Origin of the sequence: Flavobacterium sp. GT3P67 (genome assembly GCF_004349155.1) — a bacterium.
Taxonomy (GTDB): Bacteria; Bacteroidota; Bacteroidia; order Flavobacteriales; family Flavobacteriaceae; genus Flavobacterium; species Flavobacterium ranwuense.
Genome location: NZ_SMLF01000010.1, coordinates 124,283 through 150,047, shown reverse-complemented (window position 1 = coordinate 150,047; position 25,765 = coordinate 124,283). Strand labels below are relative to the sequence as shown.

General features: G+C 33.2%; 19 protein-coding genes. 12 read left to right on the top strand and 7 right to left on the bottom strand.

Going from position 1 to position 25,765, the window contains the following annotated elements:
• The first annotated feature begins 912 nt into the window (after positions 1–912).
• A complete protein-coding gene (locus E0H99_RS15300; RefSeq protein WP_131997519.1) occupies positions 913–2,535 on the top strand; it encodes an amidase in 1,623 nt (540 codons plus the stop codon).
• A gap of 45 nt (positions 2,536–2,580) precedes the next feature.
• Here the strand turns inward: E0H99_RS15300 and E0H99_RS15295 are convergent, their stop codons facing one another.
• The 3 genes from E0H99_RS15295 to E0H99_RS15285 all read right to left on the bottom strand — a co-directional run bounded on the left by E0H99_RS15295 (position 2,581) and on the right by E0H99_RS15285 (position 4,585).
• Positions 2,581–3,225 carry an endonuclease III domain-containing protein gene (locus E0H99_RS15295; RefSeq protein ID WP_131997516.1) on the bottom strand — a complete coding sequence of 215 codons (645 nt, stop codon included), beginning with the start codon at positions 3,223–3,225 and terminating at the stop codon, positions 2,581–2,583.
• A gap of 4 nt (positions 3,226–3,229) precedes the next feature.
• Entirely contained in the window at positions 3,230–3,619 is a 390-nt protein-coding gene (gene msrB, locus E0H99_RS15290) for a peptide-methionine (R)-S-oxide reductase MsrB (protein WP_131997513.1), read from the bottom strand.
• Positions 3,620–3,718: 99 nt separating this feature from the next.
• Entirely contained in the window at positions 3,719–4,585 is an 867-nt protein-coding gene (locus E0H99_RS15285) for an alpha/beta hydrolase (RefSeq protein ID WP_131997510.1), read from the bottom strand.
• A 160-nt stretch (positions 4,586–4,745) separates the two neighbouring features.
• Between E0H99_RS15285 and E0H99_RS15280 the strand changes: the two genes are divergently transcribed.
• The 6 genes from E0H99_RS15280 to E0H99_RS15255 all read left to right on the top strand — a co-directional run bounded on the left by E0H99_RS15280 (position 4,746) and on the right by E0H99_RS15255 (position 14,433).
• A complete protein-coding gene (locus tag E0H99_RS15280; protein WP_131997507.1) occupies positions 4,746–6,167 on the top strand; it encodes a glycogen synthase in 1,422 nt (473 codons plus the stop codon).
• Complete coding sequence (locus tag E0H99_RS15275) at positions 6,164–7,444, top strand: glucose-1-phosphate adenylyltransferase (RefSeq protein WP_131997504.1); 1,281 nt, start codon at positions 6,164–6,166, stop codon at positions 7,442–7,444. The genes E0H99_RS15280 and E0H99_RS15275 overlap by 4 nt, the downstream gene beginning before the upstream one ends.
• A 71-nt stretch (positions 7,445–7,515) precedes the next feature.
• A complete protein-coding gene (glgB, locus tag E0H99_RS15270; protein WP_131997501.1) occupies positions 7,516–9,423 on the top strand; it encodes a 1,4-alpha-glucan branching protein GlgB in 1,908 nt (635 codons plus the stop codon).
• 196 nt (positions 9,424–9,619) lie between these two features.
• A complete protein-coding gene (locus E0H99_RS15265; RefSeq protein WP_131997498.1) occupies positions 9,620–12,019 on the top strand; it encodes a glycoside hydrolase family 31 protein in 2,400 nt (799 codons plus the stop codon).
• 86 nt (positions 12,020–12,105) lie between these two features.
• Positions 12,106–12,921: a M48 family metallopeptidase gene (locus tag E0H99_RS15260; RefSeq protein WP_131997495.1), complete on the top strand. Its 816-nt coding sequence runs from the start codon at positions 12,106–12,108 to the stop codon at positions 12,919–12,921.
• 186 nt (positions 12,922–13,107) lie between these two features.
• Positions 13,108–14,433 carry an MFS transporter gene (locus E0H99_RS15255; RefSeq protein ID WP_131997492.1) on the top strand — a complete coding sequence of 442 codons (1,326 nt, stop codon included), beginning with the start codon at positions 13,108–13,110 and terminating at the stop codon, positions 14,431–14,433.
• 35 nt (positions 14,434–14,468) lie between these two features.
• Here the strand turns inward: E0H99_RS15255 and E0H99_RS15250 are convergent, their stop codons facing one another.
• From E0H99_RS15250 to E0H99_RS15235, 4 genes are read right to left on the bottom strand one after another with little or no spacing between them, the layout of a single operon-like run.
• Positions 14,469–15,203 (bottom strand): head GIN domain-containing protein, encoded by a 735-nt coding sequence (locus E0H99_RS15250; protein WP_131997490.1) that lies wholly within the window; start codon positions 15,201–15,203, stop codon positions 14,469–14,471.
• A gap of 16 nt (positions 15,204–15,219) precedes the next feature.
• The gene (locus E0H99_RS15245) at positions 15,220–16,284 is read right to left on the bottom strand and encodes a hypothetical protein (protein WP_131997488.1); all 1,065 of its coding nucleotides are present in this window, start codon (positions 16,282–16,284) and stop codon (positions 15,220–15,222) included.
• Complete coding sequence (locus E0H99_RS15240) at positions 16,268–16,804, bottom strand: anti-sigma factor (protein WP_131997485.1); 537 nt, start codon at positions 16,802–16,804, stop codon at positions 16,268–16,270. Before E0H99_RS15240 ends, E0H99_RS15245 begins: the two co-directional genes overlap by 17 nt.
• Positions 16,801–17,355 carry an RNA polymerase sigma factor gene (locus E0H99_RS15235; protein ID WP_131997482.1) on the bottom strand — a complete coding sequence of 185 codons (555 nt, stop codon included), beginning with the start codon at positions 17,353–17,355 and terminating at the stop codon, positions 16,801–16,803. Before E0H99_RS15235 ends, E0H99_RS15240 begins: the two co-directional genes overlap by 4 nt.
• Positions 17,356–17,665: 310 nt before the next feature.
• Here E0H99_RS15235 and lon point away from each other — a divergent pair, with 310 nt between their 5' ends.
• From lon to rpsA, 5 genes are all read left to right on the top strand, one after another.
• Complete coding sequence (gene lon, locus E0H99_RS15230) at positions 17,666–20,119, top strand: endopeptidase La (protein ID WP_131997479.1); 2,454 nt, start codon at positions 17,666–17,668, stop codon at positions 20,117–20,119.
• Between the two features lie 176 nt (positions 20,120–20,295).
• Entirely contained in the window at positions 20,296–21,318 is a 1,023-nt protein-coding gene (porQ, locus tag E0H99_RS15225; protein ID WP_131997476.1) for a type IX secretion system protein PorQ, read from the top strand.
• 63 nt (positions 21,319–21,381) lie between these two features.
• Positions 21,382–22,074 (top strand): (d)CMP kinase, encoded by a 693-nt coding sequence (gene cmk / locus E0H99_RS15220; RefSeq protein ID WP_131997473.1) that lies wholly within the window; start codon positions 21,382–21,384, stop codon positions 22,072–22,074.
• A gap of 72 nt (positions 22,075–22,146) precedes the next feature.
• Positions 22,147–23,403, top strand: coding sequence for a nucleoside permease (locus E0H99_RS15215; RefSeq protein WP_131997470.1), 1,257 nt, complete (start codon positions 22,147–22,149; stop codon positions 23,401–23,403).
• Between the two features lie 402 nt (positions 23,404–23,805).
• Entirely contained in the window at positions 23,806–25,587 is a 1,782-nt protein-coding gene (gene rpsA, locus E0H99_RS15210; RefSeq protein ID WP_131997467.1) for a 30S ribosomal protein S1, read from the top strand.
• Positions 25,588–25,765: the final 178 nt, after the last annotated feature.

Sequence of the window (25,765 nt, the reverse complement as noted above, 5' to 3'; positions counted from 1 at the left end):
ATTTACTTTTTTATTCGTACTTGCATGGCATAATCATAAGGATCAAGTTGGGTAAATGATATTTTATGATACGATAATTCTCGTTTTTTCTTGGTATTTTCGTTGTCGATATAACAAGCACCAATTAATATTTCGCCATAAATATCTAATATTTTATATGTATTGGAGAAAATAGTAGTGAAATTTTCATTTTTTGGTAAATAAAATTTTTCGGGTAATAGATTATAATTCCCAAAAGTAAAATTCCCAACTGTAAACCAAGTTGTAATGATTAAATCGTAATGATTTTCTAATTGACTTAAATTTATGGCATCAAAAAAATAAACTGCAACTTTATGTTCAATATTTAATTCTTTAACTACGTTATTGGATAAATTAACACATGTTCCGGTATTATCAGCACCAATGTCTAAGATGGTTATGTATTAATAATAATGAAAGGCCCATAGTTTTTCGAGTATTAAGCTAAACAAGGTAAAGGCTTTAGACAAAGAGCTGGCATTGATATATTTTGAATTTAGTAAAAATGCGCCTCTCAAAACACCGTTTTAGGAGTAATGAAGTTGAATACGTTTTGTAAATAACGATTCATTTTAAATCAGATTGACCATAGGCAACCAAAAAGTTATTGAAAGTCATTTTGTCGTGATTAATTTTGAAAATTCCTTCTTTTGTAAGAAATGACTTTGGCAGGTATTCATACACTATAAGAATGTTTCGGAGTTCGATTATACCTTTGTTATACAGTTTGCAGTAGTTGCATGAGACTGTTTTTTGATTTTTAAGAAGTTACTAGACAAATCATTAAACTTTAACGTTTGTTCCAATTAATAGTTTATAGTATTTGATAAAAAAAAAGTAATTTAGAAAATTAATTTTTGTGAATATTTATCCAAATAAATAATTTAATATATGAAAAGAAGATCTTTTTTAACTACTGCAACTTTAGCGTCAGCAGGTCTTACCACACTTTTGATTACAGGTTGCACATCGAGTACCAAAAAGGATAATAATGTAGTATCAATTGAAGATTCTAATGAAGTGTTTGAACTGGATGAAGAAACCATCAGTAGTTTAAGAGAGAAATTGGCTTCTGGAAAATATACTTCGGAACAATTAGTACAATTGTATTTGAAACGCATTGAAGCTATTGATAAATATGGACCTCAATTGAATTCGGTTATCGAAATCAATCCGGAAGCAGTATCCATAGCAGTTGCAATGGATAAAGAATTGAAAGCTGGTAAGAACAGAGGTCTTTTACATGGAATTCCTGTTTTAATAAAAGATAACATAGACACAGCGGATAAAATGCAAACAACAGCTGGATCTTTTGCAATGACAGGGAATATTGCTTCAAAAGATGCTTTTGTAGTTAAAAAACTTAGAGAGGCAGGAGCAATAATTATAGGGAAAACAAATTTGAGTGAATGGGCTAATTTCCGTTCAAACCAATCGTGTTCCGGATGGAGCAGCAGAGGCGGTCAAACTAAAAATCCATACATTTTAGACCACAATCCATGTGGTTCCAGTGCGGGTTCTGGAGTTGCTGTGTCAGCCAATCTTTGTGTAGTTGCTGTTGGCACAGAAACTGATGGTTCTATTGTTTGTCCGGCTTCGGTAAACGGAATTGTAGGGATTAAACCAACAGTAGGTTTGGTTAGCCGATCTGGGATTATTCCAATTTCAAAAACACAAGATACAGCTGGTCCAATGGCGAGAACCGTAACTGATGCAGCTATTTTATTAGGAACAATTTCAGCTGTTGATGAAGACGATTCTGTAACTCTTGAAAGTAAAGTTAATACACAAAAGGATTATACTACGTTTTTAGATGTAAATGCTTTGAAAGGTAAACGCATTGGTATTGAAAAAAAGCCACAGGGAAATAATAAATACATTAATGCACTTTTAGAAGATGCTATCATTCTTCTAAAAAAGCAAGGCGCTATCATTATCGAAATTGACTATTTTGATAAAATTAATGCTTTGGGTCAAGCCGAATTTGAAGTTTTGCAATATGAATTTAAAGACGGATTAAATAAATATTTGGCTACTGCCAATGCAAAAGTAAAAACTTTAAAAGAGGTAATTGATTTTAATAGCAGTAATGAAGATAAAGTAATGCCTTATTTTAAACAAGAAACACTCGAGAGTTCTAATGCTAAAAAAGGATTGAATGACAAAAAATATGCAGAAGCATTGACTGTAAGTTTTGAAGGAAGTAAAGGTGTTTTAGATACAGTTTTTAAAGAAAATAAGTTAGATGCTATTTGCGGAATTACCATGGGACCAGCTTGTAGTATTGATATGATTTACGGCGATCGCTGGGGAGGATACTCTTTGACTTCTCCTGCTGCGGCAAGTGGATATCCACATATTACGGTTCCTAATGGGGTGGTTTATGATTTACCCGTTGGATTATCTTTTTTCGGAACACCGTATACTGAAGGAGAATTAATAGGATTGGGTTATGCTTATGAACAAGCATCTAAAAAACGTTTAAAACCAGGCTTTAAACCTTCTTTTTTATAATAAATACATTTCAAAAATATTTAAAAGGGTAAAAGTGATTCACTTTTACCCTTTTATTTTTTTATAATATTCACAAATGGAGTTAATAGGACATTCTGGACATTTGGGTTGTGGACGACAAATTTCTCTTCCCAAAAATGAAATCGCCATCCCGATTTCGCCCCAAATTTCTTTTGGCAGCACTTGCATGAGCTGTTTTTCGGATTTAATTCCGTCTTTGGTTTCTGTAATAATTCCAATTCTTGGAGCCACTCTAATAACATGTAAATCAGCGATTATTCCTTCTGCTGGAATTTTTGCTTCGCGAAGAATTACGTTAGCTGATTTTCTTCCAATGCCTTTTAAGGCAACCAAACCTTCCATCGTAAGCGGAATATTTTCATCTTTTTGGATGGTTTGCGCTATTTCCAAAAGCCAGTTGGCTTTGGTTCCAAAATTCCTGACTTTAGTGATGTACGGAATTAATGCTTCAACATTAGAGACAGCTAAACTTTCCATGTTAGGATACGCTTCAAATAGGATAGGAGCAATTTTATTAATATTGGCATCGGAATCCTGTGCTGATAAAACGACCATCACCATAAGTTGATATAAATTATGATACTCCAGCGGATGTTTTTTTCCTTTATATTTCGTTAGAATGGGTTCTAAATTTTTAGCCCAATCAGTAGAATTTTCAAATAAATCCATAGGATTATTCTTTAAAATCAACAGATAAAGAGTTCACACAATAGCGTTGTCCGGTTTTTGTAGGTCCATCATCAAATACATGGCCTAAGTGGCTGCCACAATTTGCACACAAGATTTCAGTACGTTTCATGCCGTGTGTAACATCCGAAATGTATTGTACTTTTCCGGGAATGGATTCATCAAATGACGGCCAACCGCAATGCGCATCAAACTTAGAGTTACTTTCAAACAAAGGCTCTCCGCAGGCACCACAGCAATACGTTCCTTTTTCGAAATTCAAGTTGTATTTTCCCGTGTGAGGATATTCGGTTCCTTTTAGACGAAGAATACGATAGCGTTCTTCGCCTAATTGTTCTTTCCATTCTTGTTCGGTTTTTTCTACAGGATATTTCATAATTTTATTGTTTTTTATTAAAAAATTAGGATTCTTTATTTATCTCGTGGAGACTATGAAAATTAAAATTTTTATTTACTGTATACTATTGTAATTCAGTTATTTGATTTGAATAAACTGAACTATTTTTTCAATTACTTTATGGTTTCCTAGAATTTTTCGATGTCCTAATCCATCTGTTAAAAGTAACTCTCCGTTTTTTAGATATTCATGAATGTGAATTCCTGCCTTTACAGGTACTTCAGGGTCATTATTGTCATGTATTACTAAAACTGGAATAGTAGTTTCTTTGGCTGCTAAAAAAGCAGAATAACTATTCATTTTTTCTCCGTATTTTTTCTCGAAATGCAAACGCAAAAGAGTGCTTATTTTTGGTTTTAATTCTAATTTAGCTACAAAATCATCCATAATATCTTCTACAATATCTCCACTGCCGATAATTACGGCATGATTTACTTTTAAGCCTTTTTTTATAGCATTCAAAACTGACATTCCTCCTAATGAATGGCCAATTGTTGCTTCAAATGGCCCAAATTGCTTATCTATTTCTAAAATTGTAGCGATAAAGTCGACCATAATGGTAGTTTTTCCGGGTGATTTTCCATGAGCTGGTGCATCAAAACTAATAGTGGAATATCCTGCTTTTACAAGTTCATCGGCTATTTTGAATAATTGTGTCCCGCGCCCTGACCAACCGTGAACCAATAAAATTTTCTTCTCACTTTTACCATATTGATATAAAACGACCTCCTTATTAATTGCAGGAATTTTGATTAATTTTTGAATGCTATTTCGATCCATCTCTAATTCTCTTTTTGGAATTTTATGTTTTATGGGTGTTGTAAAGAGTTTAGCAGCAAATGATGTAATTAGTTTTGGAGAAATAAAAGAGATTAATTTACTGGTTAATAAAATAATCTTAGGAATTTTTAATAATTGTGTATCAATGGAAGTTTTCTTTGTCATTTCAATAAATTTTCAAGCGCGTTATTATATTATAATTTTTTTAGTAAATTTAGAAAAACATAAAAGTAGTATTTTTTATAAAGTTTTTATTGGTATTAACATAAAAGACGGAAATATTAAATAATTGAATAATATTAACTAAAACATCAAAATTTCATAAATGGAAATATTTCATATCAGTGCAGAATGTTACCCAGTAGCTAAAGTAGGAGGTTTAGCTGATGTTGTGGGCGCATTGCCAAAATATCAAAATAATGCTGGACATCAAGTACGGGTAGTGATGCCTTGTTATGACACAAAATTCAAAAAAGAAAATGATTTTGAATGCGTACATTGGGGTAATGTGAAGTTGGGGAATTTTAATTTTCCTTTTAGTGTTCTCAAAGAAAAAACGGATAAGTTAGGTTTTGAATTGTATTTGGTAGAAATTCAGGAATTATTTGACAGGAAAGATGTTTATGGATATCAAGACGATATTGAACGTTTTTTGTCTTTTCAAATTGCCACTTTAGATTGGATTATAGGTAGAAATAAAGTTCCGGACGTAATTAACTGTCATGATCATCATACTGGTTTGATCCCATTTATGATGTTGTATTGTCGTAAATACGAAAAATTGCGAAATACCCCATCTATGATTACCATTCATAATGGTTTGTATCAAGGACAGTTTGGTTTTGATAAATTACATTATATACCGGAGTTCGATTTGGCTCATGTGAATGTTTTAGAATGGGATAAGTGTATTAATTCACTCGCAGTAGGGATTAAGTGCGCTTGGGCTGTAACTACAGTTTCACCCAATTATCTAAACGAAATCAATTATTCGGCTAATGGATTAGAATCCTTGTTTAATCTGGTACGTTATAAATCTAGAGGGATTTTAAACGGAATTGATATCGAAGTATGGGATCCGGCTAAAGACGCGATGCTGGAAAAGAATTATTCAATTAAAAATTTTGAAAAAGGGAAACAAGAAAATAAAGAAAAGTTATGTAATCTCTTTAATCTGGACCCAACAAAACCACTTTTTAGTTTTATCGGTAGATTATTAGAAGAAAAAGGAGGCGATTTATTGCCACATGCAGCAGCGTTAGCCTTATCGGAAAATTATCAACAAATTAATATTTTAATTTTAGGTTCTGGAAATCCAATTATTGAAAATCAATTAAACAGTTTATTGTCGGATTATAAGGGCAACTACAATACCTTTATTGGATATAATGAAGAATTAGCTCATTTGATTTATGCAGGTTCTGATTTTTTATTAATGCCTTCAAGAGTGGAACCTTGTGGTTTGAACCAAATGTATTCGTTACGATATGGAACAATACCTATTGTGAGACGAACGGGTGGATTGAGAGATACAGTCATTGATTTTGGAGATGATGGAAATGGAATTTGTCATGATCAGGCTACTGTTGGAGATGTTTGTTATTCGATTCAAAGGGCAGTAAATCTATATAACGATAAAAATAATTTAAATAAAATTATAAAAAAAGGGATGAGTACTGATCATTCTTGGGAAAGAGTTTGTCTGGAATACATAGAAATGTACAATTTAATAAGTAACAAAAAATGAAAGTTAAAAAGAAAAATGTTATTGCAATTATTTTAGGGGGAGGGCAAGGATCCAGATTATATCCATTGACAGAAACAAGATCTAAGCCTGCAGTACCAATAGGAGGTAAGTATAGATTGGTCGATATTCCTATATCAAATTGTATGAATTCAGATATTTATAGAATGTTTGTATTAACACAATTCAATTCAGCTTCTTTAAATGCACACATTAAAAATACATATAACTTTAGTATTTTTAGTCATGCCTTTGTTGATATTCTTGCTGCAGAACAAACGCCTGATAATCCAACTTGGTTTCAAGGTACTGCGGATGCTGTAAGACAATGTATGCCTCATTTTTTAAATCATGATTTTGATTATGCTTTGATTCTTTCCGGAGATCAATTGTACCAGATGGATTTCAACGAAATGCTTGAGGCGCATATAGACAATGAAGCTGATATTTCTATCGCCACTTTACCTGTAAATGCTAAAGACGCTCCTGAATTTGGAATATTAAAAACAAATTCTGAAAATTTTATAGAATCTTTTATTGAAAAACCTGCAAAAGAATTATTGCCAAATTGGGAATCGGATGTGAGTGATCAAATGAAAAGCGAAGGAAAACATTACTTGGCTTCGATGGGAATCTACATATTCAACAAAAAATTGTTGGTAGAGATTATGTCAAATAAAGAAACCAAGGACTTTGGTAAAGAAATTATCCCACAAGCTGTTGGACATAAAAAGATATTAAGCTACCAATATGAAGGATATTGGACTGATATTGGTAATATAGATTCCTTTTTTGAAGCTAATATTGGACTGACTGAAGATATACCTAAGTTTAACTTATTCGATAACGACAATAAAATTTTTACCAGACCAAGATTATTGCCTCCATCGAAATTTCAAAGAACAATGGTCGACAAATCGTTGATTTCTGAAGGTTGTATATTGAATGCTAAAGAGATAAATCATTCCGTGATTGGTATACGATCCAGAATAGGTGAAGGAACTGTAATTCAAAATTGTTATGTAATGGGTAATGATTTCTATCAGAATATTTGTGATATGAATGACGATCTTAAAAACAATAAACAATTAATAGGTATTGGGGAAAGATGTTTTATAAATAATGCTCTTGTGGATAAAAATTGCAGAATTGGTAATGATGTTTACATCAATGGAGGAAGCCATTTAGAAGATTTTTCTAATGAACTATATGCCATTAAAGACGGAATTGTTGTTATCAAAAAAGGAGCAGTTATACCGGATAATTACACCATAAAATAAATTTTTAAACTGTTTTTTCTTAAAAATAATATTCTATTCTTTTTCTAAAAATAGAATTATACAATTGTTATATGAGTAAAGTTATCTCGCATTCCCTTTTTACCGATTTTGATATTGATTTATTCAAATCAGGGAAACATTTCCGGCTATACGAAAAACTAGGCGCACATCTTATAACGGTTGACGGAGTAGATGGTGTTTATTTTGCTGTTTGGGCTCCTACAGCTCATTCGGTTTCTGTGGTTGGGGATTTCAATTTTTGGACACAAGGCGAACATCAATTAGCAGTTCGTTGGGATTCTTCCGGTATTTGGGAAGGATTTATTCCAAACGTTAAAAAAGGAACAACCTATAAATATAAAATACAATCCAATAATGGTGGAATCATCACTGAAAAAGCAGATCCTTTTGCTTTTTACTGTGAAAAACCACCCCATACCGCTTCTGTAGTTTGGGATTTAGATTATAAATGGAAAGACAAAAACTGGATGGAAACGCGTCAAAATCATAATGGTTTAGACAAGCCTTATTCCGTATATGAAGTACATTTAGGTTCATGGAAACGTCATGCGGAAGAAAACCGTTTTTTGACTTATCTCGAATTTGCCGAGGATTTAGTAAATTATGTAAAAGAGACAGGATTCACCCACGTTGAGTTTATGCCAATAATGGAATATCCTTACGATCCTTCTTGGGGGTATCAATTAGTGGGATATTTTGCACCAACCTCCCGTTTTGGGAATCCGCAAGATTTTATGCATTTGGTTGACAAATTGCACGAAGCCGGAATTGGAGTAATTCTGGACTGGGTGCCATCTCATTTTCCAGATGACGCACATGGTTTAGGATTTTTTGACGGATCAAATCTTTTTGAACATCCTGATCGCAGAAAAGGCTATCATCCGGATTGGAAAAGTTTGGTTTTTAATTATGGGCGAAATGAAGTTCGTTCCTTTTTGATTAGTAATGCGTTATTTTGGCTACACCATTATCATGCCGATGCTTTGCGTGTTGATGCCGTTGCTTCGATGTTGTATTTGGATTATTCCAGAAACGATGGAGAATGGGAGCCTAATATTTATGGCGGACGAGAAAATCTTGACACGATTAGTTTCTTGAAGGAATTCAATGAAGCCGTTTATCTAAATTATGAAGGAGTACAAACGATTGCAGAGGAAAGCACTTCGTTTCCTATGGTTTCAAGACCAACCTCTGTTGGTGGTTTAGGCTTTGGAATGAAATGGATGATGGGTTGGATGCACGATACTTTAGAATATTTTCAAAAAGATACTGTGTATAGAAAGTACCATCAAAATGATTTGACTTTTTCAATGACCTACACTTTTTCGGAAAATTTCATGTTGCCGCTTTCGCATGATGAAGTTGTTTATGGAAAAAAATCGATAGCGGGAAGAATGCCAGGAGATGAATGGCAGAAATTTGCGAATTTAAGATTACTATACGGCTATATGTTTGTGCATCCCGGAACTAAATTGTTGTTTATGGGAAGTGAATTTGGACAAAGTAGAGAGTGGAATTTTGAAGGAAGTTTAGATTGGCATTTATTGCAATATCCGTATCATGAAGGTGTAAAAAAATTGATTACTGATTTGAATAAGTTGTATAAAACGCAACCTGCGTTGCATGAAAAACAATTCAGCCCGGAAGGTTTTGAATGGATTAATTACTCCGATCATCAAAATGCTGTAATGTCTTTCATTCGAAAAGGAAATAACCCAAAAAACGATGTAATTGTAGTTTGCAATTTCACTCAAGTTGTTCGTCCTAATTATCGAATTGGTTTACCCAAAAAAGGTAAATTGACAGAAATTTTTAATAGTGATGCTTCAAATTATGGAGGAAGCGGAGTTTCTAACGCTAAAAAAACAGTAATTGAGGCCATGCCTTATGATGGAAGAGATTATTCTGCTGAGTTGCTTTTGCCTCCTTTAAGTATTACCGTTTTTAAAATTTCATAAATATGAAATGACACATTTTTAAAATAAACATAGTTAATGGTTTTCATATATAATGGAAACCATTATTTTATATTGTTGATTGTTACATTGAAATAAACTATAACGTTTTCGCGAATAAAACCCACATATATAAGTGTTTGCAAAGTAATTTTGTAAGTTTGAGTTCTAGAAAAGATTAAAATTAATACCATATAAAATGATTACAAATACAGAATTAGAATATAAAGGAGATTTATATCCTACAAAAATAGTTTCTTTTGAGCATGAAGTGGATTCAATATATTTTCATACCGGTAATAGTGTCATATTAAAAGTGACAGTATTAAGAGATAGCTTAATCCGCTTTAGATTTACAACAAAAGGGTATTTTAGCAATGATTTTTCTTATGCAATTGATAAAAGTCATTCTCATGGATATAACTTTCTTGAGGTTTCTGAAGTAGAAGATTATTATCAGATAAAAACCAGTAAAGTAAAATGTAGAATTCAAAAAATAGATATGAGATTGTCTATTTTTGATTTGGAGGATAATATTATTTTAGAGGATGAGTTGGGTTTTCATTGGGAAGAAAGCTATGAATATGGTGGAAATATCGTAAAAATGAGTAAGGCTTCCAAAGATGGAGAATGCTTTTATGGACTTGGTGATAAGGCAACTCAAATGAATTTGAAAGGAAAGAGACTGGAAAATTTTGCGACTGATCAATATGCTTTTCAAAAAGACCAAGAACCATTATACAAAGTAGTTCCGTTTTATATTGGATTACAAAACAAACAATCGTACGGTATTTTCTTTGATAATACGTTTAGAACCTATTTTGATTTTTGTCATGAAAGAAGAAATGTAACCAGTTATTGGGCTGAAGGTGGAGAAATGAATTACTATTTCATTTACGGACCACAAATGCAAGATGTTGTCACTACTTATACTGATTTGACCGGAAAGCCTGAATTGCCACCGCTTTGGGCACTTGGATACCACCAATGTAAATGGAGTTATTATCCCGAAAGCAATTTGAAAGAAGTTGCAGCTAAATTCAGGGAATTAAAAATCCCTTGCGATGCGTTGTATTTGGATATTGATTACATGGAGGGTTTTCGCTGTTTCACTTGGAACAAAGAATATTTTCCAGATCCAAAAAGAATGGTAGCTGAATTAGCTGAGGATGGTTTCAAAACAGTTGTAATCATTGATCCAGGAATAAAAATTGACAAAGAATACGCTGTATATAAAGAAGCCTTAGAAAAAGATTATTTCTGCAAAAGAGCTGATGGTCCATATATGAAAGGAAAAGTATGGCCGGGAGAATGTAATTTTCCAGATTATACAAATCCTGCAGTAAGAGAATGGTGGGCTGGATTATTTAAAGAATTAATTTCAGATATTGGAGTAAAAGGAGTGTGGAATGATATGAATGAACCTGCCGTTATGGAGGTTCCCAATAAAACATTTCCTATGGATGTGCGTCACGATTACGATGGAAATCCTTGCAGCCATAGAAAAGCACACAATATTTATGGTACACAAATGGCGAGAGCCACGTATCATGGTGTGAAACGATTTGCTTATCCAAAAAGGCCTTTTGTTATAACAAGATCAGCATACGCAGGAGCACAACGCTACACATCTTCTTGGACAGGAGATAATGTTGCTACTTGGGAGCATTTGTGGATTGCCAATATTCAAGTGCAACGTATGTCCATTTCCGGAATGGGTTTCACAGGTTCTGACATCGGAGGATTTGCAGAACAGCCATCAGGAGAATTGTATGCCCGTTGGATTCAATTAGGGGTTTTTCATCCTTTTTGCAGAACCCACTCATCTGGTGATCATGGCAACCAGGAACCATGGGCATTTGACGAGGAAGTAATAGACGTCACCAGAAAATTCGTAAATTTGAGATATCAATTATTACCTTATTTATATACTATGTTTTGGCAGTATATTGAAGAGGGAATTCCAATGTTGAAACCATTAGTTTATTATGATCAGGAAGATATTCAAACCCATTACAGAAATGACGAATTTGTTTTTGGAAACCAAATTTTAGTATGCCCAATTTTAGAACCAAATTCTTTAGGAAGAAGAATGTATATTCCTAGAGGGCAGTGGTATAATTATTGGACCAATGAAGAAGTTAAAGGTGGAAAAGAAATTTGGGTAGATACTAAATTCGATGAAATTCCAATTTTTGTAAAAGCGGGTGCTGTAATTCCTAAATATCCGGTGCAACAATATGTAGGAGAGTTAGAATTTGATGAATTAACATTAGACATTTACTATAAAGAAGGAAAAGAAAAATCAGTAGTTTATGAAGATGCTCAAGATGGGTATGATTATAAAAAAGGGAGATATAGCTTTTTGTCATTTCAAACAACCGGTAAAGAGAAAGAACTGATTATTCAGCTGCATAAAGAAGGAAAATTCAATACTAATTATTCGAAATATAAAATAAATCTTATTGGATTACCATTTAAAGTTAAAATGATAGAAATTGATAATGTGGAAGTATCGTTTGATAAAAATACTTTAGAAAATGAAGGTTACTTGATTGTTGATAAGGAGTTTACGGCATTTCATATAACTGGTGAATAACAAAAAAATGATACATTTAAATTTAATTATATAAATAAAGAATTCATTATAGTTGTATTTTTGTATAGAAATTTAAATCTAAAATTATGAAAAAGAACTTATTACTAGGAATTTTCGCAATAGGATTAATCTATTCTTGCGCTACCAATCCCCTTACAGGGAAAAAAAACCTGAATTTGGTTTCTAACAGTGAGTTGTTTCCCTCTTCTTTTCAACAATATGGGACTTTTTTAAAAGAAAATAAAGTTATTGTAGGAACCGCGGATGCAAGAAGAGTTGAAACAGTTGGAATGAGGATTAGGGCTGCTGCAGAAAAATATTTAACCTATTTAGGGCAATCACAATATTTGAATGAGTATCGTTGGGAATATAAATTAATAGATAGCAAAGAAGTGAATGCCTGGTGTATGCCTGGTGGAAAAATTGTTGTTTACTCAGGGATATTGCCAATAACGAAGGATGATTCAGGTCTAGCAACCGTAATGGGACATGAAGTTTCTCATGCATTAGCAAATCATGGGGCACAAAGAATGAGTGCTGCTCAATTACAACAATTAGGAGCTGTAGGTGTTGCGGTTGCAACTGGTAGCCAAAGTGCCGAAAAGCAACAAATGTGGCAACAATATTATGGATTAGGATCTCAAGTAGGAGTAATGCTTCCATTTAGTAGAAATCATGAAACGGAAGCCGATAAAATTGGTCTTACTTTAATGGCCATTGCAGGGTATAACCCGGATGAATCTATTGTTTTTTGGCAAAGAATGGCTTCACAATCTGCGGGACAAGCGCCACCGGAATTTTTAAGCACACACCCATCTGATGCTACAAGAATTGCAAATCTAAAAGCATTAATCCCAGAAGCAAAAGCTTTAGCTGCTAAAGTTGGAATTATTTACAGATAGCAACTTGTTATTATAAAAACAGTTAAACAGGCTGTCCTTGAAAGGGATAGCCTGTTTTTTTTAATTTAAGTCATAAAACATTACGGCTGTTATCATTCTTTAATGATTTGTTAATGCATAAATTACTTGCTTTTTAGATCATTCTTAACAAAAAATAAATAAATTCGCATCGCAAACAACAACAATATGGCAGATTTACCAAAAGGGAGTAAAAAATTATTAAACGCTTGGGCTTTTTATGATTGGGCAAATTCAGTTTATCCATTAGTGATTTCTACAGCTATATTTCCAATATTTTACCAAGCTTTATTTTCCGACGGAGAGCATTACATTTCTGTGTTTGGCATCAGTTTCAAAAATTCAGCTTTGATTAGTTTTGTTACTGCTGCGGCATTTTTACTGGTGGCTGTAATTTCACCATTCTTATCGGGCGTTGCAGATTATGTTGGTAATAAAAAGTCGTTCATGAAGTTTTTTTGTTATTTAGGAGCTTTATCATGTATAGGTTTATATTGGTTTAGCTTAGGAAATATTTGCATCAGTTTGCTCTTTTATTTTTTAGGTTTAATAGGTTTTTGGGGAAGTTTAGTGTTTTATAATTCCTATTTGCCAGATATTGCATTTGTAGAGCAGCAAGATGATGCCAGTGCCAAAGGATATTCTTTTGGTTATGTGGGAAGCGTTATTTTGTTGATTATTAATCTGGCTATGGTAATGATGCCAGACCTTTTTGGGATATCGGGAACCAAAGGAGAAGCCGCCATGAAAGCCATGCGTTATTCTTTTGTCATGGTTGGAATCTGGTGGATTCTTTTCAGTCAATACACCTATTATTTTTTACCAAAGGGGAATAAAAATGCAGACCGTAAAGTGACACATCACGTAGTTTTTAATGGTTTTAGAGAATTAAAAAAAGTATGGGGGTTACTTGGTGAAAATATTATTTTGAAGAAATACCTGCTTAGTTTCTTTGTTTACAGTATGGCTGTACAAACAGTAATGCTTATTGCTACTTATTTTGGGACACAAGAAATTGCTTGGGAATCTAAAAGTGAAAGTACAACAGGGTTAATTATTTGCATATTAGTAATCCAGGTGGTAGCAATTCTAGGTGCTGTTCTAACCTCCAAAGCTTCTGAGAAATTTGGAAATATCCTTACACTAATTGTAATTAACTGTTTTTGGGTTATTTTATGTATTGTGACTTATTTTATTGTTACGCCTATGCAGTTTTATATAATTGCAGGTTTAGTAGGACTTGTTATGGGAGGAATCCAAGCATTGTCTCGTTCTACGTATTCGAAATTATTACCGGAAACAGAGGATACTGCTTCGTTTTTTAGTTTTTATGATGTTGCCGAAAAAGTGGGAATTGTTATTGGGATGTGCGTCTACGGAATCATAGATCAAATTACAGGAAGTCCTAGACTTGCAATTGTTTTCTTTGGGTTGCTTTTTATAGCTGGTGCTATTTTATTAAAAAGAGTTCCAAAAAAAGGTGTTTTAAATTAATAAAACACCTTTCATATAATTTATTTTTTTGAAAATTAGGCTCTCGATATAGCTCCTGAGCCATTCACTTTCGTATCTTTTTTCTTTGGATCTCCAGTGTATTCAATATCACCTGAACCAGAAACTCTGGCATGTAGGCTTTCACTGCAGAAAACTTTACTGTCACCTGAACCAGAAACGGTAATCTTTGCGTTTTTAGACTTTAAATCACCCGCATCAATATCACCGGAACCATTTAAATTACTATTGAAATTTTCAGATTTTCCAGCTAGAACAATATCTCCGGAACCACTTAAGTTTACATCAAAGTCATTAGCTTCAACATTTAAATTCATATCGCCTGAGCCGGCTAATTTAGCTGAAAATGATTTCGATTTTATACTGTTTTTAGTTATCACATCACCTGAGCCTATCAAAGAAACTTGACTGATACTTTCGAAAGGGACAATTATGATAATTTTTTTTCCTTGGCTGGTACTGATAGATTTGTTCTTTTCGGTAGAGATTTTCAATACTTGATCGATAACTTCGACTTTGATGTAAGGCAATAAATTTTCTTCGCCTTTTATAGTAATATTTCCTTCTTTACCCGAAACTAATTCGACATCAAAAAATCCTGTTATTGCAATTCCATCATAAGAACCTGTACTTCTTTTTTCGGAAGTTACTTTACCATTTCCTTTTAATTTTTGATTGGATGACCATTGAGCATAAGTCATTGTAGTTAGTAATAAGGTGCAACTAACAAATAATTTGATTGAATTTTTCATAAATAAAGCTTTAAGATTATTGTTTTTTTACTAATACTACATTTCCGTAATCTGAAATTATAGATACGTTATTGACTCCTTTTTTCTTGTAAAAACCACTGTATTTTTTCAAGTTGTGTAAGTCTTCTTTAGAATTTATTTCTAATTCATTGTCATATTTAAAATTAGCATATTTTACACTTACATTAAAATCAAAAGCATAATTAGCATCAAATCCAATGTTTAATCCGGTGTAAGCAGCTGCAATAGTAATAGTATTGGCTTTAGCATTAATAGTCCCAATGTTTACATTGCTGTATTTTGTGGACAGTTTCAAATTATTAGATAATTCACCAACTTTGAGGGTTAAATAATTCCCGGTTGCATCTAATGATTTTACATTTTGAATTTTAATATTTCCGTATTTACTGATGTATTTAACGACATCACTTTCTTGAATATCTACATCAGTATAATCAGAAGCTAAATTGAGTTTTGTTGCTTCTCCAATTTTCAAATTCGAATACTTTGCCGTAATAGTTGCATTTTTTAAAAATGAAATACTCGAGTTAGAGCAGTATTCTACTAGAATATTACTCATGTTACCGGATAATCTTCCTAATGCTATTTTACCGTATTTGCATTTAATTTCAGCGTCAGAGAATAAGTCCGATGTATTGATATTTCCGTATTTATTATGAAGTTTTACACTGCCATTTTTTGGAATTTTGAGCGTATAATTAATTTGAAAACTATTGTTTTTGCCATTACTCTTATAACTGGAGTTTCCCAAAATTGTTTTTGCAGTAATCATCCCTTTCAGTGCAATTATATCAACATCAATATCGTCAATGCGTTGGTTCACCCAGTTTTCATTATCGCCGCTCACTTTTATAACAATATCCAATTCGGTTTTATCTTCGTCCCAAGTGGTTACCGAAATATTGCCGTATGAATTATCGATATAAAGTCCCGCATCCGAATTTACGAAATAGGCTTTTTTAATGGTTTTTTGTTTAGTATGGATATAATCAGGATCATTGGGAAATCCTAAAATTGGAATTAAAACGAATAATAGGAGTAGTTTAAATTGTTTTTTCATCAGAGATATTTTTTAATTTTTCATTATTTTCAATGTGTAGCAGTACATTTTGCAAAAAAGAAATCCGTGTTTGAAGATTGCTGATCATCGCATAAATAATTTGCTTACTTTCTCCATTTGTTTCTAATTCCTTAATTATTTTTTCATAATCACTATCTAATGTTCTCATTTGTTTGAGTGCATCGGAAATTATTTTTTCATTTTCAGGTGATTTTTTTTCTTTTATTTTTTCTAATTCATTTTCAATTAAAATTGTAAAAATGGAATCTGTTTGTTTGGTCTCTCTTGATGCAAATCGCAGCTCTTCTGTTTTTTTAGGAGTATTATTGAATATTGAAAGTCCTAACATAACTAAGATAGAAGCAGCGATACCAATAGAAACGAAACGTTTCCAATTCGGTTTCTTAGATTTTAATTTTTTTATAAATCGTTCCTCATGATTGCTTTCAAGAGTCTCGATGTCCCATTGATTTTCAAATTTGTCAAATAATTTGTCCAGTTTTTTATTTTCCTTTTTCATATTTCCTCTAGTTTTTTTCTTAAACAGTCTTTGGCTCTGCTCAGTGTAGTTCTGCAATTGGCATAACTTATATTAAGTATTTCGCTAATTTCTTCTTGATCATAACCTTCAATAAAAAAAAGAGTCAAAACCATTCTGTAATTATATTTCAGGGAGTTAATGACCTCTAAAATTTGTTTTACTTTTAATTCGTTGAAATTTGCGCTTTCAGTTAAAACCGATTCATTTTCTTCAATTTTATAAAGCGTTGTATCAAAATCTTCCGGTTTGAATTGATAGTTCTTTTTGTAAAAATCAATACTACAGTTCACGATAATTCTTTTTAACCAAGCGCCAAAAGCCACTTCTTGTTTATAGTCGTTTATCTTAGTGAATGCCTTTAAAAAACCTTCCTGCATTACATCTTCAGCAAAATGGGCATCTTTGACAATCCGAAAGGACACGTTATACATCGCTTTTGCATAGCGATTGTAAACCTCATACTGTGCTTTTTGATTTTTTTGCCTGCAAAGCAAGATTAATTCTTCGATATTATAGTTGGTTAAACTCAAACAGCTGATTTTAGTTTATTGTAAAGACTCGGTCTTTTCACGTTTGTTACACTTTTATAAAATTAAACTATATTTTTTCTTTGGATGTGTTCTGAATTGTTTTATTTGGCTATTGTTTGTTGTGTCTAAAATATCTCTTTCTAAAGAAAAATGGGATAAAAATATTATATTTTGGCACAGAGATTGACTCTTTTAACGTTATTCAAATAATGAGGCCTAAAGATAGATTTTATATAAAAAGATTACTTTGATACCTTATATTTGCTTAAACAATGAAAATTTTTAATGACAAAAAGACTTAAATAATTATATGTCAAATCATAAAATACTTACTATTGACAATCTGTCACTTCAAGAATTTGATTCGGAAGCAGATTTAATTCCACTTTTGACTCCCGAGGACGAGGAGGAAATGAATAATGAGGCATTACCTGAATTGTTGGCTATTTTACCTTTGCGAAATATGGTTTTATTTCCAGGAGTTGTAATACCAATTACTGCAGGTCGTGATAAATCAATTAAATTGATCAATGACGCTAATGCAGCTGGTAAAACGATTGGAGTTGTTGCCCAAATCAATGAAGAAGATGAAGATCCTACCAAAGATGATATTCATAAAATTGGAACTGTAGCCCGCATTTTGCGTGTGCTAAAAATGCCTGATGGGAATATCACTGTAATTCTTCAAGGTAAAAAACGTTTCGAAATTGACTCTGTTGTTGACGAGTCTCCATATATAACAGCAAAAATTAAAGAAGTTCCTGAAAAAAGACCTAAAAAAAACGATACTGAATTTGTAGCAATTTTGGATTCAATCAAAGAATTAGCGATTCAGATTATTAAAGAAAGTCCAAATATTCCAAGCGAAGCAACCTTTGCCATCAAAAATATTGAGAGCCAATCTTTCTTGATCAACTTTGTTACTTCTAATATGAATTTGTCTGTTAAAGAGAAACAAGATTTGTTGGCCATTAATGAATTGAAAGATAGGGCTTTAGAGACATTGCGTTACATGAATATTGAGTTGCAAAAACTCGAATTGAAAAACGATATCCAATCTAAAGTTCGTTTTGATTTAGACCAACAACAACGCGAATATTTTCTTCACCAACAAATAAAAACCATTCAGGAGGAATTGGGTGGCGTTTCTCAGGAAGAGGAAATGGAGGAAATGTTGCAGAAGTCTTTGACCAAGAAATGGGATGAAAAAACAAAAAAACATTTCGATAAAGAATTGTCTAAAATGCGACGCATGAACCCACAAGCGCCTGATTTTGGAATTCAAAGAAATTATTTAGAGTTGTTTTTGGAATTGCCTTGGGAAGAATATTCTAAAGATAATTTCGATTTAAAAAGAGCACAAAAAATATTGGATAGAGATCATTTTGGTCTTGAAGATGTTAAGAAAAGAATGATTGAGCATTTGGCAGTTTTAAAATTGAGAAATGATATGAAATCTCCAATTATTTGTTTGACAGGACCTCCGGGAGTTGGAAAAACGTCCATTGGTAGATCGATAGCAGAGGCATTGGGTAGAAAATATGTTAGGATTTCTCTTGGTGGTTTACGCGATGAAGCGGAGATTCGTGGCCATAGAAAAACTTACATTGGCGCCATGCCGGGAAGAATTATCCAAAGTTTGAAAAAAGCGGGAACTTCAAATCCTGTTTTTGTTTTAGATGAAATTGATAAGTTGTCAAATAGCAATCAAGGCGATCCATCATCAGCATTACTGGAAGTTTTAGATCCGGAACAAAATAATTCTTTTTATGATAATTTCCTTGAAATGGGATATGATTTGTCTAAAGTCATGTTTATAGCCACATCTAATAATATGGCTGCAATTCAACCTGCGTTGAAAGACAGAATGGAAATCATCAAAATGTCAGGCTATACGATTGAAGAAAAGGTAGAAATTGCCCGTCAGCATTTGTTTCCAAGACAATTGAAAGAACACGGTTTGACGACTAAAGATTTGACCATTGGAAAAAAACAATTAGAGAAAATTGTCGAGGGATACACTCGCGAATCGGGAGTTCGTGGTTTAGAAGCTAAAATTGCTCAAGTAATTCGTAACGCAGCTAAATCAGTTGCAATGGAAGAAGAGTATAACAAAAAAGTAACTGACGGCGATATCATAAAAACGCTGGGTGTTCCAAGATTAGAAAGAGATAAATACGAGAACAATGATGTTGCCGGTGTGGTAACTGGTTTGGCTTGGACTTCTGTTGGTGGTGACATTCTGTTTATAGAATCGTTACTTTCACCAGGAAAAGGGACCATGACCATTACCGGAAACTTAGGTACGGTAATGAAAGAATCTGCAACCATTGCTTTAGAGTACATCAAGGCCAATGCGAAACTTTTAGGATTGGATTCAGAGATACTTTCTAAATATAATATTCACTTGCACGTTCCGGAAGGAGCTACTCCAAAAGACGGTCCAAGTGCAGGAATTGCTATGTTGACGTCATTAGTTTCCTTGTTTACACAAAAACGAGTGAAGAAAAACTTGGCTATGACAGGAGAAATCACCTTGCGTGGAAAAGTTTTACCAGTAGGTGGAATCAAAGAAAAGATTTTGGCTGCCAAAAGAGCCAATATCAAAGAAATTATTCTGTGTCACGAAAACAAAAGCGATATTGATGAAATAAAACCAGAATATCTGGAAGGACTTTCTTTTCATTATGTGAAGGAAATGAGCGAAGTGTTGAAATATGCTTTAACCGATCAGAAAGTTAAAAATGCCAAGGATTTAAAATAAAAATTAATTTCATACCCATAGCTTCGGGATAAAATTCCAAATTCTAAAACCTGATTTTCAGTGCTTGGAATTTGGAATTTTTATTTGCAATTAGGAGTTTTAAAGTTGTCATTTATTGTATTTATAATTTTATCTTCGCAGTTGCGTTTTACCTTACATAAGTTGCAATTTAAAGCATGTTAAAAAAACTTTTATTATACTCCTTATTTTTCATTTGTTCTGTGTCTTACAGTCAAATAGGAGGTAAGTATACCTATCAGTTTTTGAACTTGGTCACTTCACCAAGACAAGCGGGGCTGGGAGGAAAAGTGATTACGATTTATGATGATGATGTCAATCAAGCCCATTTTAATCCAGCGACTATAAATGCCGAAATGGACAATCATTTGGCTCTAAATTATGGAAGTTATTTTAAGGAAGTAACCTACGGAACGGCTTCTTACGCCTACACGTATGATCGTCATTTGCAAACTTTTCAGGCTGGAGTAAATTATGTGAACTATGGCAATTTTGAAGGCTATGACGAAAATGGTCAGCCAACCTCAGAATTTACCGGAAGTGAAATTGCCCTGTCTTTTGGATATGCCTATAATATCCCTAATACTACGATTCATTTAGGTGCCAGTGCCAAATTGATTTCTTCTACCTTAGAAAGTTACAATTCTTTAGGCAGTGCAATTGATATTGGAGCACTTTTTATAGATGAAAAAAATGATGTAAATTGGGGTTTGGCTATTCGAAATATTGGAACTCAGTTTTCTACGTATAATGGTACAAACGAAAAGCTGCCACTCGAAATCATTGCAGGTGTTTCACAAGAATTAGAAAATGTACCTATTCGTTGGCATCTTACTTTGGAAAATTTGCAACAATGGAATATTGCGTTTTCGAATCCGGTCCGAGCAGAATCATCATTTGACGGAACGGAGACCGAGGAAAAAATTTCATTTGTGAATAATGCGTTGCGACATGTGATTGTAGGAGTAGAGCTTTTTCCAAAAAAAGCATTTAATTTGCGTGTGGGATATAATTTTAGAAGAGCAGAGGAATTACGTCTTCAGGAACAGCGTAATTTTTCGGGAGTTTCATTAGGTTTTGGACTTAAATTGAATAAACTGAAATTTAATTACTCGTATTCCAGATACACATTGGCAGGAAATACAAGCCTTTTTGGGTTAACCATTAACTTTCAAGAATGATGTACTCCTTTGAAATAGATGGTAGTACCATTTGATTAATTATTAAAATTTAAATACAATATTTTGAAAAAAATTACCATCGCAATTGACGGATTTTCATCTACAGGTAAAAGTACGTTGGCCAAACAGCTTGCGAATCATCTAGGATATATTTATGTTGATACTGGGGCGATGTATCGTGCCGTAGCTTTATTTGCTATGCAAAACGGTTGCATAAATGCTGATTCTTTTGATAAACAAACATTAATTAACAGTCTGCCAAATATAAAATTGCAGTTCAAATTTAATACTGATTTGGGTTTTGCCGAAATGTATTTGAATGAAGCAAATGTGGAAACAGAAATCAGAACGATTGAAGTTTCCAGTTTTGTGAGTAAAGTAGCTGAAGTTTCTGAAGTTCGTACCAAATTAGTCGAACAGCAAAAAGAAATGGGAAAAGACAAAGCTATTGTAATGGACGGAAGAGATATTGGAACTGTAGTTTTTCCTGATGCCGAACTTAAAATTTTCATGACCGCCAGTGCGACCACAAGAGCGCAAAGACGTTACGATGAGTTGGTTGCAAAAGGAGATGCTGTAACGTTTGAAGAAGTGCTGGCAAACGTAGAAGAACGAGATTATATCGACACACACCGTAAGGATTCCCCATTGGTAATGGCTGAAGATGCTATAGAAATTGACAATTCTCATTTGAACCGTAAAGAACAATTCGAGCTGGTATTGGAATTGGTAAGTGAAATTGCTAAAACGATATAATTATTTGCAGATCTCATTTTTAATAGTAGATTTACGCCCTGTTAATTTTTTAAAAAAAAAACAACTCATCGTATGGGAATTAAAAATAGATTGGTATTGATGAACTTCCTTCAATTTTTTATTTGGGGATCATGGTTACTTACGATTGGTGCATATTGGTTTAATAATAAGCACTGGTCTGGAACCGAGTTTGGAATCATTTTTTCAACAATGGGTATTTCTTCTGTTTTTATGCCAGCTTTAACAGGAATTATTTCAGATCGATTTATAAATGCTGAAAAATTATATGGTTTGCTTCATTTTTTTGGTGCTGCCGCCTTGTTTTGCTTGCCACAAGTTGATAATCCTACTACATTTTTTTGGGTAATGTTAGTCAATATGTTTTTTTATATGCCTACAATTTCCTTATCAATAACGGTGGCTTATAATGCATTAATTGCAAAAGAAATGGATGTGGTAAAGGATTATCCACCTATTAGAATATGGGGAACAATAGGTTTTATAGCGGCGCTTTGGGTGGTAAGTTTGACGCATAATGAAACTTCTTCAAACCAGTTTTATATTGCAGGTGTAGTTTCTTTACTATTAGGTGCTTATGCTTTTACACTTCCTAAATGTCCTCCAATGTGTAAAGGAGAAAAAAGCGCTTCTTTTACGCAAGCTTTAGGATTGAATGCTTTTGAATTGTTTAAGCAACGAAAATTTGCTGTTTTCTTTATCTTTTCTATGTTGTTAGGCGCTGCTTTGCAATTGACTAATGCGTATGGAGATACTTATATCCATGATTTTGCTACTGTTGATGCTTATAAAAATACTATTGCGGTTCGATATCCTGCTATAATAATGTCGATATCTCAAGTTTCAGAAACACTATTTATATTGGCAATTCCGTTTTTCCTGAGAAAATTTGGTATCAAATATGTAATGTTATTTAGTATGTTGGCTTGGGTATTGCGTTTTGGATTGTTTGCCTTTGGAAATCCATCTGATGGTCTTTGGATGATAATCATGTCATGTATCGTGTACGGAATGGCCTTTGACTTTTTTAATATTTCGGGTTCTTTATTTGTGGAAACACAAACAGATTCGAAAATCAGAGGAAGTGCGCAAGGTATGTTTATGATGATGGTGAATGGTTTTGGCGCCTTGATTGGTAGTTTTGCGAGTGGTTATGTTATTCAAAAATATTTTACTATGGCTGATGGAAGTAAAGACTGGTTTCATATCTGGATCACTTTTGCATCGTATGCTTTAGTACTTGCTATAATTTTTCCTTTCGTTTTTAAAGATAAATTTGGACCAAAAGTTTTGGGAGAAATTATTCACTAAAACCCTTTTTCTTATAAATTTAACCCGATATCTTAAAGAGTTATCGGGTTTTTTATTGCTGAAAAATCACTATAAAACCTAACTAGCCCTGATGGAGTCGATATCCTCGTAGTCCCGATCCCGAAGCCTCGGGACGGGACGGAGAGATAAAGGCGAGAGCGGGTACGTTACCCACAGAAAAGCAAAAATGCTTCGCTGCTGATTATCAATTTATTACTATTTTTTGATTACTGATTTTCATGACAAAAAAACTTGACAGTTAAATAAAGATGTATTACCTTTGCAAACCTTTTGGTGAGTAAGAGTTTCCTTTAGGGTTCAATTAATTATACAAACAACTTCTGTTGTTTTCTAGCACAGTAAGAAACTCGAGAGAATGCAGAATACAAATTTTTAATCAGCATGTCTGAACAAGTAAAATCACAAGAAGAGTTTTTAGCAAATTTTAACTGGCACAATTTCGAAGAAGGTATTGATGCTGTTGATGAGAAAAACTTATTAGAATTCGAAGAACTAGTTTCAAAAACATTTATCGCTACTGATCAAGAAGAAGTGGTTGATGGTACAGTTGTTAGAATTACAGATAGAGACGTTATCGTTGATATCAACGCAAAATCGGAAGGTGTTATTTCATTAAACGAATTCCGTTACAACCCAGCCTTAAAAGTAGGTGATACTGTTGAAGTATTAATTGACATCCGTGAGGATAAAACAGGTCAATTAGTATTGTCTCACAGAAAAGCACGTACTATCAAATCATGGGATAGAGTTATTTCGGCTAACGAAACAGGAGAAATCGTTAATGGTTTTGTAAAATGCAGAACTAAAGGTGGTATGATCGTTGACGTTTTCGGAATTGAAGCTTTCTTACCAGGATCTCAAATTGATGTTAAACCAATTAGAGACTACGATGTATATGTAAACAAAATGATGGAATTCAAAGTGGTAAAAATTAACCACGAATTCAAAAATGTTGTTGTTTCTCATAAAGCGCTTATTGAAGCAGATATCGAAATCCAGAAAAAAGAAATCATCGGTCAATTACAAAAAGGACAAGTATTAGAAGGTGTTGTTAAAAACATTACTTCTTATGGTGTCTTTATTGACTTAGGTGGAGTTGATGGATTGATTCACATTACTGACCTTTCTTGGTCAAGAATCAACCACCCATCTGAAGTATTGGAATTAGACCAAAAATTAAATGTTGTAATCCTTGATTTCGATGATGAGAAAACAAGAATTCAATTAGGATTGAAACAATTGAACGCTCACCCTTGGGATGCTCTTGATGCTAAATTAGCAATTGGAGACAAAGTAAAAGGTAAAGTAGTTGTAATCGCTGATTACGGTGCTTTCATCGAAGTTGCTGAAGGTGTTGAAGGTTTAATTCACGTTTCTGAAATGTCTTGGTCTACTCATTTACGTTCTGCTCAAGATTTCGTAAAAGTAGGAGATGTTGTTGAAGCTGTTATCTTAACTTTAGATAGAGATGACCGTAAAATGTCATTAGGTATCAAACAATTGTCTCAAGATCCTTGGACTGATATCACTGCTAAATACCCAGTAGGTTCTAAACATACAGGTATCGTTAGAAACTTTACAAACTTTGGAATTTTCGTAGAATTAGAAGAAGGAATTGATGGATTAATTTACATCTCTGACTTATCTTGGACTAAGAAAATCAAACACCCATCTGAATTTGTAAATGTTGGTGAGAAACTTGATGTAGTAGTATTAGAATTAGATGTTGAAGGACGTAAATTATCTTTAGGTCACAAACAAACTACTGCTAATCCTTGGGATCAGTATGAAGATTCTTTCGCTGTAGGAACTATCCACACAGGTGAAATTTCTGAAATCGTTGACAAAGGAGCTACTGTAGAATTCGGAGAAGATATCGTTGCTTTCATTCCTACTCGTCACCTTGAAAAAGAAGACGGTAAGAAATTGAAAAAAGGAGAATCTGCTGATTTCAAAGTAATCGAATTCAACAAAGAATTCAAAAGAGTAGTTGCATCTCATACTGCTATCTTCCGTGAAGAAGAAGAGAAAAATGTGAAAACAGCTACTGAAAATACTTCATCAGCTTCAACATCTACAAATGCACCAGCTGCAACTTTAGGTGATAACAATGATGTATTAGCAGCATTAAAAGCTAAAATGGAAAAGTCAGAGAAAAAATAATTTCTTAAAACTTTTTGAATATAGAAAGCTCCGCAAATTGCGGAGCTTTTTTTTGTGCTTTATTTTTAGGAGCAGAGCAGTTGAATTTATCATCCATAATCCTCCCGCTGTATGCAGTATCTTGTCATTGTGCAGAAAACCCATTTTCAAAACCAACTTTTGCATAGCATAATAAAAA